7 protein-coding genes and 7 tRNA genes are annotated in these 16,496 nt (G+C 46.1%); all 14 read left to right on the top strand.

Translation table 11 applies throughout. The annotated features are described in order from the left end of the window. Positions 1 to 291: 291 nt before the first annotated feature. The 14 genes from KGF65_RS05420 (at position 292) to rpoC (ending at position 16,486) form a co-directional block, all read left to right on the top strand. Positions 292 to 927: a deoxynucleoside kinase gene (locus KGF65_RS05420; RefSeq protein ID WP_050338983.1), complete on the top strand. Its 636-nt coding sequence runs from the start codon at positions 292 to 294 to the stop codon at positions 925 to 927. Positions 928 to 1,211: 284 nt separating this feature from the next. Beyond that, entirely contained in the window at positions 1,212 to 2,489 is a 1,278-nt protein-coding gene (serS, locus tag KGF65_RS05415; RefSeq protein ID WP_216748199.1) for a serine--tRNA ligase, read from the top strand. Between the two features lie 422 nt (positions 2,490 to 2,911). Further along, a tRNA-Leu gene (locus tag KGF65_RS05410) sits at positions 2,912 to 2,993 on the top strand. A 3-nt stretch (positions 2,994 to 2,996) separates the two neighbouring features. Further along, positions 2,997 to 3,069: transfer RNA gene (locus tag KGF65_RS05405), tRNA-Thr, on the top strand. Positions 3,070 to 3,093: 24 nt separating this feature from the next. Next, positions 3,094 to 3,165: transfer RNA gene (locus KGF65_RS05400), tRNA-Gly, on the top strand. 8 nt (positions 3,166 to 3,173) lie between these two features. After that, a tRNA-Leu gene (locus tag KGF65_RS05395) sits at positions 3,174 to 3,259 on the top strand. A gap of 10 nt (positions 3,260 to 3,269) precedes the next feature. Beyond that, positions 3,270 to 3,343 (top strand) — tRNA-Arg (locus KGF65_RS05390). A 7-nt stretch (positions 3,344 to 3,350) separates the two neighbouring features. Beyond that, a tRNA-Pro gene (locus KGF65_RS05385) sits at positions 3,351 to 3,424 on the top strand. Between the two features lie 49 nt (positions 3,425 to 3,473). Further along, positions 3,474 to 3,547: transfer RNA gene (locus KGF65_RS05380), tRNA-Pro, on the top strand. A gap of 1,516 nt (positions 3,548 to 5,063) precedes the next feature. Continuing rightward, the gene (locus KGF65_RS05375) at positions 5,064 to 5,531 is read left to right on the top strand and encodes a CtsR family transcriptional regulator (RefSeq protein ID WP_003638050.1); all 468 of its coding nucleotides are present in this window, start codon (positions 5,064 to 5,066) and stop codon (positions 5,529 to 5,531) included. 18 nt (positions 5,532 to 5,549) lie between these two features. Beyond that, entirely contained in the window at positions 5,550 to 8,054 is a 2,505-nt protein-coding gene (locus KGF65_RS05370; protein WP_216748200.1) for an ATP-dependent Clp protease ATP-binding subunit, read from the top strand. 308 nt (positions 8,055 to 8,362) lie between these two features. Continuing rightward, positions 8,363 to 8,968, top strand: a complete 606-nt coding sequence (locus KGF65_RS05365) for a TetR/AcrR family transcriptional regulator (protein ID WP_088771257.1) — start codon at positions 8,363 to 8,365, stop codon at positions 8,966 to 8,968. 244 nt (positions 8,969 to 9,212) lie between these two features. After that, positions 9,213 to 12,827, top strand: coding sequence for a DNA-directed RNA polymerase subunit beta (locus KGF65_RS05360; protein WP_050338980.1), 3,615 nt, complete (start codon positions 9,213 to 9,215; stop codon positions 12,825 to 12,827). Between the two features lie 17 nt (positions 12,828 to 12,844). Then, entirely contained in the window at positions 12,845 to 16,486 is a 3,642-nt protein-coding gene (gene rpoC, locus KGF65_RS05355; protein ID WP_101873893.1) for a DNA-directed RNA polymerase subunit beta', read from the top strand. Positions 16,487 to 16,496 lie beyond the last annotated feature (10 nt).

The raw sequence follows: 16,496 nt of genomic DNA, 5'->3' as shown, positions 1-16,496 counted from the left end.
TACGAATTACGCTAGTCATCATCTAGCATGAAATTAAAACGTGATAGCTGTTTGGCTTGTGCTTGTCGGTCGCTACAGCCAGGAAGCCAATCGCATGGTGGCGGAACGGCCGCTTTTGACCTTGAAAACCAGCACGCTTTAATCATGCACTCAAGACAAATTAAGCCAAACTAAGTTTTTTATGGAATTGACTCACCAGATATTGCATTTTAGGACTTGGGTGCGTACAATATGTAGTGTTGCTTTTAAAGATAATCAAAATTTTGACGTGACTAAAAGGAGAGACGCCCCATGCTTGTAATGTCAGGAACAATCGGTGCCGGCAAGACGAGTTTAACGCAATTAGTAGCCCAACATTTCGGCTCCAAAGCGTTTTACGAATCAGTTGATGATAATCCCATTTTGCCGTTATTTTATAAGGACCCTAAGAAGTATGCGTTCTTATTACAAATCTACTTTTTAAATAAACGGTTGGATAGTATCAAATCAGCGTTTGCCAACGACTTGGACGTCTTGGACCGCTCAATCTTCGAAGATTCATTATTGTTCCATTTAAACGGGGATTTGGGACGGGCGACCAACACCGAAGTTGACATTTACGACTCGCTATTGAATAACATGATGCAAGAATTGCCTGAAGCTGAGCATCAGAAGAGCCCAGACTTGTTGATTCACATCAATATTTCGTTCGATACGATGCTCAAGCGAATTCAAAAGCGGGGCCGCTCATATGAACAAATCGACCAAGATCCAGACCTATACCAATACTATCAAACGTTGAACGAACGGTATACGGACTGGTACGCTAACTATGACCACAGCCCTAAGATGCAAATCGATGGCGACCAATTAGATTTCGTTGCGGACCCGAGTGCTCGTCAGGAAGTCATTCGCTTGATTGATGAAAAGGTTAAGAGTCTCGGCTAGTTGCCTTTTGGACATCAATGATTTATAGTAGACAGTGAATAGTAAACACGGCGCGTTTTAAGTAGACGTTCAGAGAACCGGTGGGTGGTGTGAACCGGCAGTCGAAACTCCGGCGCGACAATGTGGGCAGGTAATACTGCACGGCACGGCCGTTATCCGTTTAAGGGTGGGATTAACAAATAATCCTGAACTTGGGTGGTACCGCGAATCGCAGTCTCTTCGTCCCAATATGGGAGGAGAGACTGTTTTTATTTACAACTAATTTCTACAAAGGAGACGTCGTTATGTTAGATGTTAAAATGATTCGGCAAAATGCCGATTTTGTCAAAGAACAACTTGGTCATCGGGGCGTTGCTGCTAGTGATATCGATGACTTGTTAGCTGCGGACGAACAACGCCGTGAATTGATTGCGAAGAGTGAACAACTCAAGTCTACTCGGAACAAGGTCTCAGGTGAGATTTCAGAAAAGAAGCGCAATAAAGAAGATGCCAGTGCTGAAATTGCTGAAATGCAAAAGGTTAGTGCGGATGTTAAAGACTTGGATGAACAACGCCGGACGATCGACGCGCAAGTCCAAGACATGGCAGCTCATTTACCAAACGTGCCTCATCCAGACGTGCTGGTCAGCTTGAAGGAAGAAGACGCGGTTGAATTACGTCGGATCGGGACGCCACGGAAGTTCGACTTCACACCAAAAGCCCACTGGGACATCGGTGAAGATTTAGGTATCTTGGACTTCGAACGGGGCGCCAAAGTCTCAGGAAGTCGGTTCTTATACTACATTGGTGATGGGGCCAAACTTGAACGGGCCGTCTACAACTTCTTCTTGGACCAACATGAAGCAGAAGGCTATACCGAAGTCTTACCACCATACATGGTGACGGATGAATCAATGTACGGGACTGGTCAATTCCCTAAGTTTAAGGAAGACGCCTTCCGGATCACAACGCAAGATTTAACGTTGATCCCAACTGCTGAAGTCCCATTGGTAAACTACTACCGCGATGAAGTTATTCCGGCAGAAAAATTACCCGTCTATTTCACGGCGTTATCACCAGCATTCCGGGAAGAAGCTGGTAGTGCCGGTCGCGATACCAAGGGTTTGATTCGTTTACACCAATTCAATAAGGTTGAAATGGTCAAGTTTACGAAGCCTGAAGATTCATGGGATGAACTTGAAAAGCTGACCAATAATGCCGAATCATTATTGAAGAAGCTCGGCTTGCCATATCACGTGATTACGTTGACGACTGGTGATATGAGTTTCACCGCTGCCATGACGCATGACCTAGAAGTATGGTTCCCAGAACAAAACAAGTACCGTGAAATTTCAAGTTGTTCAAACTGTACTGATTTCCAAGCACGGCGCGCACACATCCAGTATCGCGACGATGATGGTAAACTCCAATTCGTCCACACGTTGAATGGGAGTGGCTTAGCAGTCGGTCGGACCGTTGCAGCTATTTTGGAAAACTATCAAAATGAAGATGGCACGGTCACGATTCCAGATGTCTTAGTGCCTTACATGCACGGCAAGACTAAAATCGAAAAACAAGGTTAAATCGAACTGATGATTTAGTCAAACGCGGATTCGCAGTGATGCGGCTCCGCGTTTTTGCATAATTTATGAGTATAAAATTAACGCGTATCAGCAGTGAAATTGGTGGAAAGCAGGCTTTATGGAAGATAAAGGTTAGTTTTTAATGGAGATTTACAGCCGAATTTCAGCCGTCAAAAGGCGGTTTCAGTGGCTTTTTTGAAATTAAATAGAATTTTTTTGAAAATAGGGTTTGCTATTTTAGGCTACCGTGCTATAATATTTCTTGTCGGAAAAATAGAACTTGTTTATCCATTAAAAAAGTATATTTATCCAATTAATTGAAAAAGTTGTTGACAACTATTCAACAAGATGATAAAGTTAAATAGTTGTCAAGGCATACCAGTAAGAACTGTTAGACCGGCAACGGGCATGGTTAATATCATGCGGGTGTGGCGGAACTGGCAGACGCGCTAGATTTAGGTTCTAGTGTCTTACGACGTGGGGGTTCAAATCCCTTCACCCGCACATGCCGACTTAGCTCAGTTGGCAGAGCATCTCACTAGTAATGAGGAGGTCGGAGGTTCGAATCCTCTAGTCGGCATTTACAATTGAATAGCTTTATTATGCGGAAGTAGTTCAGTGGTAGAACATCACCTTGCCATGGTGGGGGTCGCGGGTTCGAATCCCGTCTTCCGCTTTTAATTTGCCGGGGTGGCGGAATTGGCAGACGCACAGGACTTAAAATCCTGCGGTTAGTGATAACCGTACCGGTTCGATCCCGGTCCTCGGCATTTTAAATAAGCACCCATAGCGCAATTGGATAGAGTGTCTGACTACGAATCAGAAGGTTGTAGGTTCGACTCCTACTGGGTGCATTAGTATCGGGAAATAGCTCAGCTTGGTAGAGCACCTGGTTTGGGACCAGGGGGTCGCAGGTTCGAATCCTGTTTTCCCGATCGTTTAACACAGTCTTAGTGATTACTAAGGCTTTTTATTTAATTTTCTCGGGAAGTAGCTCAGCTTGGTAGAGCACTACGTTCGGGACGTAGGGGTCGCAGGTTCAAATCCTGTTTTCCCGATTACGGTTAAACCAACTAATCCAGTCATTTGACTGGATTTTTTTATGGCCACTTTTGACGTGTGGTGTACTGCTGTGTTGTGACTGGTGCTGAGGTGTGATCGCCCCATCATTTTGAAATGCCTTTTTCGAGTTGGCTCCGCCCAATGAATTGATGAGATTCACCAGTAGTGCGCCTTGCGTTAATTATTTGGCATTAAAGATGATTTAAACGTGCCTGTTGGTCGGTTTACTGTTCGTCTGCCGAGACGCGTTCTATTCCGACCTCCGGGGCCGGCTGACAACGCTGGAACAGGGCGGACATCGATTTGAACTCACGCAGAAACCCACTGCGCAATTTCAAATACGAGTCTTCTTCTAGCCCGGGAAATTCACCCGGACAAGAAGAATTTCGCCCTTGAGCATTGTCAGCCAGCCCCTACAGTCGGGAACCCGCTCGAATGGCAGATGAACGGCCACCTATCTAGGTACAATTGACCACTGAATATTAGGTTTCTGGTCCTTCAGGCAAGCTCTCAAACGGGATCAATGCTGAATTATGGCATCTAGTTACTGAAAAGATTACCTGAATGCGATTCACGAATCTCAATGTCAGCTAGTCTTGCGTTTAGTCGAATAAATTGTCTTCACTTATAATTCAAGACTTTGCTATCCCGGGTGATTAGAGGAAGTTTTGACAATCTCAGTGAAACCGCGTGTTCGAAGTCTTAAATCATGGGTCAGGATGCTTGGTTATTGTTAGAACCAGTCTGACAGTTTATTTCAACATTCCTGTATACTAAGGAACCAACAACTAATCTAACAAAAAAGTTGGGCCCGCCCACGTCCGCCTTTCGAATCATATCCAGGCTGGAAGGTGTTTCTGACAATGCTCAGTGGTGAAATTCCACTTAGCAAGCGTTCTTGGCTTGGTTAGTGGAAGACCAGTATTTAAGACGTGGTTTTTCGGCTTAAATCTGTGTCCACCACGTTCCAGTATTGTCAGAAATGCCTGTAAGCCGGTGTAGGACGCACACGATTCTGCAAATTTACGCCAACTCGTACTTGTTCCCAGCGGGTCTCAGCTGGCAGCTCCTGAATTTAGAGAATAGCACGTTTAAATCATAATTCATGACGAACAATCTATATATGAAGTATCTGTTCAAAATGACGTTAAGCGTGGCCGGTCGTAAATAAACAAGTGGCGTATTAGTCGAAATTCAGGCGGACAACCTGTAGTATAGAAACTCAAGCTGTTGGATAAACGACGAGTCCCAGACAAAGTTGACCAAATTCAGACGCCAACACTTGACATATTTTAAATAGGTAGTTGAATGAATATGAAGGCCTAACAAAGTTAACGAATCAGGGTCGAAAATCCGGTCCAATCAATTGAAAGCAAGTGCTTGGCGTGCTATGCTGTAACAACCGTTAAGCACATGCTGGGTCGCCAGTTGGGTGAAATTCTTTGCTTTTTTCCATTATCCTCGTATAATAAAAGTCAATATTAGTCAAAGATAATGAAAAGGGTGAAGCACATGCAAAGTCAAAATATCTCGGATATTATTGAAAAGTATTTAAAAAGTATTTTGGCGGACTCGGAGCATGTTGAAATTCGGCGTTCAGAAATTGCCGACCTTTTCAACGTGGTACCCTCACAGATTAATTATGTGATTAAAACGCGGTTTACGATCCAAAATGGTTACTTAGTTGAAAGTAAGCGTGGCGGTGGCGGTTATATTCGCATTGAAAAGGTTAATTTGGTCGATGATGCTGATGTGTTGGATGCCCTCATTCAAGTGATCGGCGATTCCATCACACAACGGGATGCCTACGCAGTTGTTCAGAGTCTGTATGAGGACGACGTTTTAAATCGTAGGGAAGCGCAGTTGATATTAGTGGCAATCGATCACGACACGTTAGGACTGACGGACCGAGACCTTGAAAATAGTCTCCGGGCTCGAATAATTATCGGGATTTTGAACCACTTGCGTTACGAAAGCTAAAGAAAGCGAGGAATCGCAATGGATAACTTATTTACACCTAGTGCCAAAAGTGTGCTAGTACTAGCACAGGAACAGGCCAAATATTTTAAGCATCAGGCAGTCGGTACGGAACATTTGTTATTAGCACTAGCCATCGAAAAGAACGGTATTGCTAATAAAGTCTTGCAACAGTACGCTGTGAGCGAAGATGACATCCGTGAAGAAATTGAACGGTTCACTGGCTACGGGACGTTGAGCAATATTGGCAAAGATACGTATTTGCCATATTCACCAAAGGCTAAGGAGATTTTATCCGTTGCTGGTGATGAGGCCAAACGGCTTGGCGCCAACAAGATTGGGACTGAACACTTCTTGTTAGCGATGCTCTCTGATGAAAGTATCCTCTCCTCGCGTATTTTGATGAATTTGAACTTAGATTTGAGTCAAACACGCAAAGTTGTTTTGCGTAAACTTGGTGTCAGTGATGCGATGAGTAAGCGTAAGGGCAGTGCGGCTAACCGTGGTGGTAAGAAGACGGAAGGCACACCGACCTTGGACTCCTTGGCGCGTGATTTGACGCAGCTGGCGAGTGAACAGGAAATGGATCCAGTTGTGGGCCGTTCCAAAGAAGTTAAGCGGGTCATTCAAATCTTGTCACGGCGGACGAAAAACAATCCAGTCTTGATTGGTGAACCCGGCGTTGGTAAGACGGCGATCGCTGAAGGGCTGGCACAAAAGATCGTTGCTGGCGACGTACCGAATGACATGGCTGACAAACGGCTGATGATGCTTGATATGGGCTCACTAGTTGCCGGAACCAAGTATCGTGGTGAATTTGAAGACCGCTTAAAGAAAGTGATCGACGAAATCTACAACGATGGGCATGTCATCTTATTCATCGATGAATTGCATACCTTGATTGGTGCCGGTGGTGCTGAAGGGGCCATTGATGCTTCTAACATTTTGAAGCCAGCATTAGCACGAGGCGAACTCCAAACCATTGGGGCGACGACCTTAAACGAATATCAAAAGTACATTGAATCCGATGCCGCACTTGAACGGCGGTTTGCCACGGTCATGGTCAATGAACCGACTGAAGATGAAGCGGTTGAGATTCTCGATGGCTTGCGGCCACGGTATGAAGAACATCATCACGTGACAATTACTGATGAAGCCGTCAATCAAGCGGTGAAGTTGTCCAGTCGCTACATCAGTGATCGGTTCTTACCAGATAAGGCGATTGATTTGATGGATGAAGCGGCGGCGAAAGTCCGCATCGACCAGATGGATCAACCGACTAAGTTGTCCAAGAACCAGGACAAGCTCGCGCAGTTACGTGAAGAAAAGGAAACGGCGATTGAAGCTCAGGACTTCGAACAAGCCGCGGATATTCGCAAGCAGGAAATGCAACTCAAGCAACGTTTGGATCGCATTGAAGCTGATGAAGAAGCACAAATCACTGAAGGCGACACACCGCACTATGACTTACAAGTGACCGGAGAAGATATTGCCCAAGTGGTTGCTGAATGGACGGGTGTCCCACTAACCCAATTGCAAAAATCCGAAAGCGAACGCTTAGTTAACTTGGAAAAGATTTTGCATGAACGGGTCGTCGGTCAACCAGAAGCCGTTTCTGCAGTAGCACGGGCCATTCGCCGGGCGCGGAGTGGATTGAAAGATCCAAGCCGGCCAATTGGTTCCTTCATGTTCCTTGGCCCGACTGGGGTTGGTAAGACCGAATTAGCGAAGGCCTTAGCTGCAGCCATGTTTGGGTCAGAGGACAACATGATTCGGATCGATATGTCTGAATACATGGAACGGTACTCGACCAGTCGTTTGATTGGGTCAGCACCCGGCTATGTCGGCTACGATGAAGGTGGTCAGTTAACTGAAAAGGTACGCCAGAAGCCATACTCAGTCGTGCTGTTTGATGAAGTTGAAAAGGCTCATCCAGACGTATTCAACATTCTGTTGCAAGTCTTGGATGATGGCTACTTGACTGATTCGAAAGGCCGCAAAGTCGACTTCCGAAACACGATTCTCATCATGACGTCGAACTTAGGGGCCACGACCTTGCGGGATGAAAAGTCCGTTGGGTTCGGTGCTACTGATAAGGCTAATGATTACAATGCAGTTGCGGCGACGATTCGTGCTACCTTGAAGCAGACGTTCCGGCCAGAATTCTTGAACCGGATCGATGAGACGATTGTCTTCCATTCATTGAATAAGGAAGAGTTACACGAAATCGTTAAGTTGATGTCACAAGAAATCGTGAACCGGGTTGCGCAACAGGGTATCAAGATCAAAATCACGCCAGCCGCCATTGATGTGGTTGCCAAGGCTGGGTTTGACCCTGAATACGGTGCACGGCCAATTCGCCGGGCATTGCAAACTGAGATTGAAGACCGGTTAAGTGAAGAATTATTAACGGGTGCGATCAAGGTCGATGACCAAGTCACGATTGGTGCCAGCAAAGGTGCCATCACCATTAATATTAAAAATCAACCGAAAACAGACGGTCGTTCGACGGTCTCATCAAAATAGGTGAATGATACAGTGGACGTTTGGAGCCGGGGTTGGCTTCAGGCGTCTTTTTTTGAGCGATGGAACCTGAATTGTTTCACAGCCCGGATTTCCGTAGCGCGTGAGTGTGGCCACTTAAAGCACCGACTGATGAAATTCCTGATGAAGTAGCCATGGCTATCCATGGCCGCTGGATTATCGGACTTCTTCGTGGGTCGGGATTAACGATCACGCCAATCCGAATGCATTCAGCGAGTTTTGCGGCTGGTGGTTCGCTACTGATTGGTGTAAATTATAATAGGAAATAAAAGATGAAAGAAGATGATGACATGACGACGCGAGCCGAACAAATGGCGAAGACGCACCAAGCAATTTTAGATACGGCACGAGAACTGTTCTTGAAGAACGGGTACGCCGCGACGAGTACGCGGGACATCGCCAATGCGATTGGGATTACTCAGCCGGCACTGTATCACCATTTCAAAGATAAGGAAGTTATTTTTCTAGCGGTGATTACAACGGTTGGCGCAGAAATTAAAGCTGGGATTGAGGAAATTCAGGCCCGCACGGATTGGTCACCACTCGAACAATTGACGGAAGTGTCACTACTACTGACGCACAAGCATCCCGCCGATGTCTTCACACTGATTCATTCCAGCTTCAAGGCTCTGAAACGGGACCATATACGCGAACTAGGTGGGATCTTTGCGACCGACTACGTAAAACCGATTCAAGCGGTCTTTGAACAGCCAGCTATGCAACTGCACGCTGGTGTGACCCCGCAGATGGCCGCTAGTTTTTATATCACTAGTTTGAGCCCACTGTTTAATACGTTCCATCGCATCGGTGATCCGCATGCCGATGAGCGGACCCGGGTCCAAACGTTGTTGAAGATGATCTTATATGGGGTTGCAGTTGAACCAGATGCGCAATGAGTGTCACGAGTTTCTGGGTTGACAACCTGGGTAAAAGGCTGTATATTATAAATTGTCTGTAACCGTGAACTCGAGCAATCGCGCAATCTATTGTCTGCGCGGCTCGCTAATATAAATCCAAAAATAGTCAACTTAAGCGACTATTTTTGGTTTTTTTATGCCTAAAATTCGGTCAAAAACGCATTTGTAACACAAATGTAATATTTGACTGAAGGTGGGCCGGGTTCCGGAATAATAAGAAGGGGTGAACAACTTGGCCGGACATTTAGTAAAATACGGTAAACACCGTACCCGTAGAAGTTATGCACGTATCAAGGAAGTTCTTGATTTGCCTAACTTGATCGAAATCCAGACCGATTCCTACCAATGGTTCTTGGATGAAGGTCTCCGGGAAATGTTTGAAGATATTATGCCGATCGACGATTTCGCAGGAAAACTTTCACTTGAATTTGTCGACTATCAATTATTAGAACCAAAGTACACCGTCGAAGAAGCTCGTGAACATGATGCCAACTATTCGGCACCATTGCACGTTACCCTACGTTTGACTAATCACGAAACTGGTGAAATCAAGTCGCAAGACGTATTCTTCGGTGATTTTCCATTAATGACTGAACAAGGGACGTTTATTATCAACGGTGCCGAACGGGTCATTGTTTCACAATTGGTTCGTTCACCCGGCGTTTACTTTAATGAAGAATTAGATAAGAATGGGCGTCCTAGCTATGGGACCACGGTTATTCCTAACCGAGGCGCTTGGTTAGAACTTGAAACTGACGCTAAGAATGTTTCGTACGTTCGAATCGACCGGACACGGAAGATTCCATTGACTGAATTAGTACGGGCTTTAGGTTATGGCTCAGATGATGACATCATTGACATGTTAGGTGAAACTGACAGTTTGATGTTAACGTTGGAAAAAGATGTTCATAAGAATACTGACGACTCACGGGTCGAAGAATCTTTGAAGGACATCTACGAACGGCTACGTCCTGGTGAACCTAAGACCGCTGACAGTTCACGGAGTTTGTTAACGGCGCGGTTCTTTGATCCAAAGCGTTATGACTTCGCACCTGTTGGTCGTTACAAGGTCAACAAGAAGTTAAGCATGAAGACGCGTTTGATGGACCAAACCTTAGCTGAAACGTTGGCTGACCCAGATACTGGTGAAGTTATCGCGCAAAAGGATACGGTCATTGACAAGAACGTCATGGCAAAGTTAGCACCATACTTGGAACGTGACGACTTCAAGACGGTTACTTACACACCATCTGATGAAGCGGTTGTTACTAACCCAATGGTCTTACAAGTGGTTAAAGTTTATTCACAAAACGATCCTGAAAAGGTCGTTAATGTGATTGGTAATGGCAACATTGATTTGAAGTTCAAGCATATTTTGCCTGCTGATATCATTGCTTCTATTAACTACTTCTACAACTTGCAAGAAGGTCTTGGCTCAACTGATGATATTGATCACTTGGGTAACCGGCGGATTCGTTCCGTGGGTGAATTATTACAAAACCAATTCCGGATCGGGTTATCCCGGATGGAACGGGTTGTTCGTGAACGGATGTCAATTCAAGATGCTGCTACGGTAACACCACAACAATTGATCAACATTCGTCCAGTTGTGGCCTCAATCAAGGAATTCTTTGGGTCATCACAATTGTCACAATTCATGGACCAAACCAACCCATTAGGTGAATTAACGCATAAGCGGCGTTTATCAGCCTTAGGACCTGGTGGTTTGACTCGTGATCGTGCCGGTTATGAAGTTCGTGACGTGCACTATACCCACTACGGTCGGATGTGCCCAATCGAAACGCCTGAAGGCCCGAACATTGGGTTGATCAACAGTTTGTCTTCATATGCTAAAGTTAACCGTTACGGCTTCATCGAAACGCCATACCGGCGGGTTGATTGGACGACGCATAAGGTTACTGACAAGATCGACTACCTAGCAGCCGACGAAGAAGACCAATTCGTGATTGCACAAGCCAACTCACCGTTGAACGATGATGGTTCATTCGTTGAAGACACTGTTTTAGCTCGTAACAAGGAAGAAAACTTGGAAACGCCAATCGAAAATGTCGATTACATGGACGTTTCGCCTAAACAAGTGGTTGCCGTCGCAACGGCATGTATTCCATTCTTGGAAAACGATGACTCGAACCGGGCCTTGATGGGTGCCAACATGCAACGGCAAGCTGTGCCATTGCTTGATCCACACGCCCCATTGATTGGGACTGGGATTGAATACAAGGCCGCCCATGACTCCGGGATCGCGTTGATTTGTCGTCATGAAGGGACCGTTGAATATGTCGATGCACGTGAAGTTCGTGTTCGTCGTGACGATGGTTCATTAGACACTTACAAGTTAATGAAGTTCCGTCGTTCAAACGGTGGTAAGAACTACAACCAACGTCCAATCGTTAAGGTTGGAGACCACGTGGATAACGATGAAGTCTTAGCCGATGGTCCAGCAATGGAAGGCGGGGAACTTGCCCTTGGACAAAACCCATTAGTTGCCTTCATGACTTGGAACGGTTACAACTTCGAAGATGCCATCATCATTAACGAACGGTTGGTCCGTGAAGATGTTTACACGTCGATCCATATTGAAGAATATGAATCAGAAGCGCGTGACACGAAGCTTGGACCTGAAGAAATGACCCGTGAAATTCCTAACGTTGGGGAAGACGCTTTGAAGAACCTCGACGAAGATGGGATTATCCGGATTGGTGCCGAAGTTAAAGACGGCGACATCTTAGTTGGTAAGGTAACGCCAAAAGGGGTTACTGAATTATCAGCTGAAGAACGGCTCCTACACGCCATCTTTGGTGAAAAGGCGCGTGAAGTTCGTGATACGTCATTGCGGGTTCCTCATGGTGGCGGCGGTATCATCCAGGATGTTAAGATCTTTACTCGTGAAAACGGGGATGAATTATCACCTGGTGTTAACATGATGGTTCGGGTCTACATCGCGCAAAAGCGGAAGATCCAAGTTGGTGACAAGATGGCCGGCCGGCATGGGAACAAAGGGACCGTTTCAATCGTGGTTCCTGAAGAAGACATGCCGTACATGCCAGATGGTACCCCAATCGATATCATGCTGAGTCCCATGGGTGTGCCTTCCCGTATGAACATCGGGCAAGTGCTCGAATTGCATTTGGGAATGGCTGCTCGTAAATTAGGGATCCACATGGCAACGCCTGTTTTTGATGGTGCTCAAGATAAAGATATCTGGGACGCTGTTCGTGAAGCCGGTGTTGATTCAGACGCCAAGTCGATCGTTTATGATGGTCGGACTGGTGAACCGTTTGATAAGCGGGTCGCTGTTGGGGTCATGCACTATATGAAGCTTAGTCACATGGTTGACGATAAGATCCATGCTCGTTCAATCGGACCTTACTCTCTGGTTACGCAACAACCACTTGGTGGGAAAGCGCAATTTGGGGGCCAACGGTTTGGTGAAATGGAAGTTTGGGCCTTGGAAGCTTATGGTGCTGCATACACCTTGCAAGAAATCTTGACTTACAAGTCAGATGACGTGGTTGGTCGGGTTAAGACCTATGAAGCCATCGTTAAGGGCGAACCAATTCCTAAGCCAGGCGTACCGGAATCATTCCGTGTGTTGGTCAAGGAATTACAAGCACTTGGTCTGGACATGAAGGTCTTAGATTCGAACGATAAAGAAATCGAGCTACGTGACATGGACGACGATGACGATGATGTCGTTAACGTTGATGCCCTTAGCAAGTTTAAACAACAACAAGATGAGAAGGCCGCTGAAAAGGCGAAAGCTGACGCAGCCGCAAAGCCTTCCGAAACAACCAACGCTCAGCAAGATAATCAATAAAAAGGGAGGTCGGTCCTTTGATCGATGTCAACAAGTTTGAAAGCATGCAGATCGGTCTGGCATCACCAGACAAGATCCGCAGCTGGTCATATGGCGAAGTCAAAAAGCCAGAAACCATTAACTACCGGACATTGAAACCTGAAAAAGACGGTCTGTTTGACGAACGGATTTTCGGTCCTACTAAGGATTGGGAATGTGCTTGTGGTAAATACAAACGGATCCGTTATAAGGGTATTGTCTGTGACCGTTGTGGTGTCGAAGTGACACGTAGTAAAGTCCGTCGTGAACGGATGGGTCATATCGAACTTGCCGCACCAGTGACACACATCTGGTACTTTAAAGGAATTCCTAGCCGGATGGGCTTAGTCTTGGACATGAGTCCCCGTGCACTTGAAGAAATCATTTACTTCGCTTCATACGTCGTTATCGAATCTGGTAACACGCCACTTGAAAAGAAGCAATTGCTTTCTGAACGTGAATACCGTGAGAAGAAGGCCCAATATGGCAACGAATTTGAAGCTGCCATGGGTGCTGAAGCTATCAAACGGTTACTCAATGACGTGGATCTTGAAAAAGAAGCCCGTGATTTGAAGGAAACTTTGAAGGATGCTTCTGGTCAAAAACGGACACGTGCCGTTCGTCGGCTTGATATCATCGAGGCGTTCGTGACATCTGGTAACGAACCTGCTTGGATGGTAATGGATGCAATTCCGGTCATTCCACCGGACTTGCGGCCAATGGTTCAATTGGAAGGTGGCCGTTTCGCCACTTCTGACTTGAACGACTTGTACCGGCGGGTCATCAACCGTAACAACCGGTTGAAGCGCCTGTTGGACTTAAATGCACCTGGGATTATCGTGCAAAACGAAAAGCGGATGTTACAAGAAGCCGTTGATGCGTTGATCGATAACGGTCGTCGTGGCCGTCCAGTTGCTGGTCCTGGTAACCGGCCATTGAAGTCTCTTTCACACATGTTGAAAGGGAAGCAAGGGCGGTTCCGTCAAAACTTACTTGGTAAGCGTGTCGACTACTCTGGTCGTTCGGTTATCGATGTTGGGCCTTTCTTGAAGATGAACCAAATGGGCTTACCACGTCAAATGGCGTTGGAATTGTTCAAACCGTTCATTATGAAAGAATTGGTTAAACGTGAATTAGCTTCTAACATTAAGAACGCTAAGCGTAAGATCGAACATGCTGACGACGATGTCTGGGGCGTGTTGGAAGACGTTATCAAGGAGCATCCGGTACTGTTGAACCGGGCCCCTACGCTTCACCGTTTAGGGATTCAAGCGTTTGAACCCGTCTTAGTTAGTGGTAAAGCGATGCGGTTACACCCATTAGCTTGTGAAGCCTACAACGCCGATTTTGATGGTGACCAAATGGCCATTCACGTGCCGCTTTCAGACGAAGCTCAAGCTGAAGCACGGCTCTTAATGTTAGCTGCCCACCATATTTTGGCACCTAAGGACGGGAAGCCCGTTGTTACGCCATCACAAGATATGGTTATCGGTAACTACTACTTGACGACTGAAGAAATCGGTCGTGAAGGCGAAGGCATGATTTTCAAAGACTTGAACGAAGCGCAAAAGGCTTACCAATCTGGTTATGTGCACTTACACAGCCGGGTCGGAATTCAAGTTTCATCAATGCCTGACAAGCCATTTACCGACGAACAGAAGCAAGCCGTCTTAGTGACGACAGTTGGGAAAGCCATCTTCAACGATATCTTGCCTGGTAAGTTCCCTTACTTGAACGAACCAACCAATGATAACTTGATTGCTGGTACACCTGACAAGTACTTCTTGAAGCCTGGTGAAGATATTCATCAATTCTTGGATGCGCAGGAAATTATTCCACCATTCAAGAAGGGCTTCTTGGCTGACATTATCGCCGAAGTTTACAAGCAATATCATGTGACTGCAACGTCACTCTTGCTTGACCGGATGAAGGACTTAGGTTACAACATTTCAACTAAGTCTGGTTTGACGGTTGGGGTTGCCGACATTACTGGTTTACCAGAAAAGCCAGAAATCGTCGCTGAAGCCCATAAGCAAGTTAATACGATTTCCAAGCAGTTCCGTCGTGGTTTAATTACTGACGACGAACGTTATGAACGGGTCATTGGTGTCTGGAACGACGCTAAGGACCAAATCCAACAAAAACTGATTGAAAGTTTCAACGCGGATAACCCAATCTTCATGATGAGTGATTCCGGTGCGCGTGGTAACATTTCAAACTTTACTCAGTTGGCTGGGATGCGTGGTTTGATGGCTGCCCCTAACGGTAAGATCATGGAATTGCCAATCCTTTCTAACTTCCGTGAAGGTTTGTCTGTCTTGGAAATGTTCATTTCAACCCACGGTGCTCGTAAAGGGATGACCGATACGGCCTTGAAGACTGCCAACTCAGGTTACCTGACTCGGCGTCTGGTTGATGTGGCCCAAGATGTTATCGTTCGTGAAAAGGATTGTGGTACTGACCGTGGTTTGCGGATTCACGCAATCATGGAAGGTAACGAAGTCATCGAACCATTGTATGACCGGATTTTAGGTCGTTACACGATGAAGACGGTCTTCAATCCTGAAACACATGATGAAATTGTTGGTAACAACGTCTTGATCGATGAAGACTTAGCTCATAAAATCGTTGATGCTGGTGTTACGGAAGTTACGATCCGTTCTGCATTTACTTGCAACACGAAGCACGGGGTTTGTGAACATTGCTACGGCCGTAACATGGCTACTGGTGATGAAGTTGAAGTCGGTGAAGCTGTTGGGACAGTTGCCGCACAGTCTATCGGTGAACCTGGTACTCAATTGACCATGCGGAACTTCCATACCGGTGGTGTTGCCGGGGACGATATTACCCAAGGGTTGCCTCGTGTGCAAGAAATTGTGGAATCACGGAATCCTAAAGGGCGTGCCGAAATCTCAGAAGTTACTGGGACAGTTGAATTGATTGAAGAAAACCCAGCGGAACGGACCAAGGAAGTCACAGTTAAGGGTGAAACCGATACTCGGACTTACACGTTGCCGTTAACTGCACGGATGGCGGTTAGTGAAGGCGACTTTATTCACCGTGGTGCACCGTTGAACATTGGGTCAATTGATCCTAAGCAATTAATTCAAGTGCGTGATGTCTTATCAACTGAAAACTACTTGCTCCGTGAAGTTCAAAAGGTTTACCGGATGCAAGGGGTTGAAATCGGTGATAAGCACGTTGAAATCATGATTCGGCAAATGTTACGTAAAGTTCGGGTCATGGATCCGGGCGATACCGACGTCTTGCCTGGTACGTTGATGGATATTGCAGACTTCAAGGATGAGAACTACAAGACCTTGATTGCCGGTGGTATTCCTGCAACGTCACGGCCAGTTATTCTTGGGATTACCAAGGCCGCTCTTGAAACGAACAGTTTCTTGTCAGCTGCTTCATTCCAGGAAACGACGCGTGTCTTAACTGATGCTGCTATTCGTGGTAAGAACGATCCACTGATCGGTCTGAAAGAAAATGTTATCATCGGTAAGATTATTCCTGCTGGTACTGGTATGCCGGTTTACCGTCATATCAAACCTAAGGAAGTTGGCAACGTTGCTGATGGGGTTTACTCAATCAGTGATCTTGAAAAACAAATGCAAGAACAGGATGCTAGCAAGTAATTGCTAGCTG

Origin of the sequence: Lactiplantibacillus sp. 30.2.29, assembly GCF_018991255.1 — a bacterium.
Classification (GTDB): domain Bacteria; phylum Bacillota; class Bacilli; order Lactobacillales; family Lactobacillaceae; genus Lactiplantibacillus; species Lactiplantibacillus pentosus.
The sequence above is the reverse complement of the archived record's forward strand: the minus strand, read 5'-3'. Positions and strand labels throughout refer to the sequence as shown.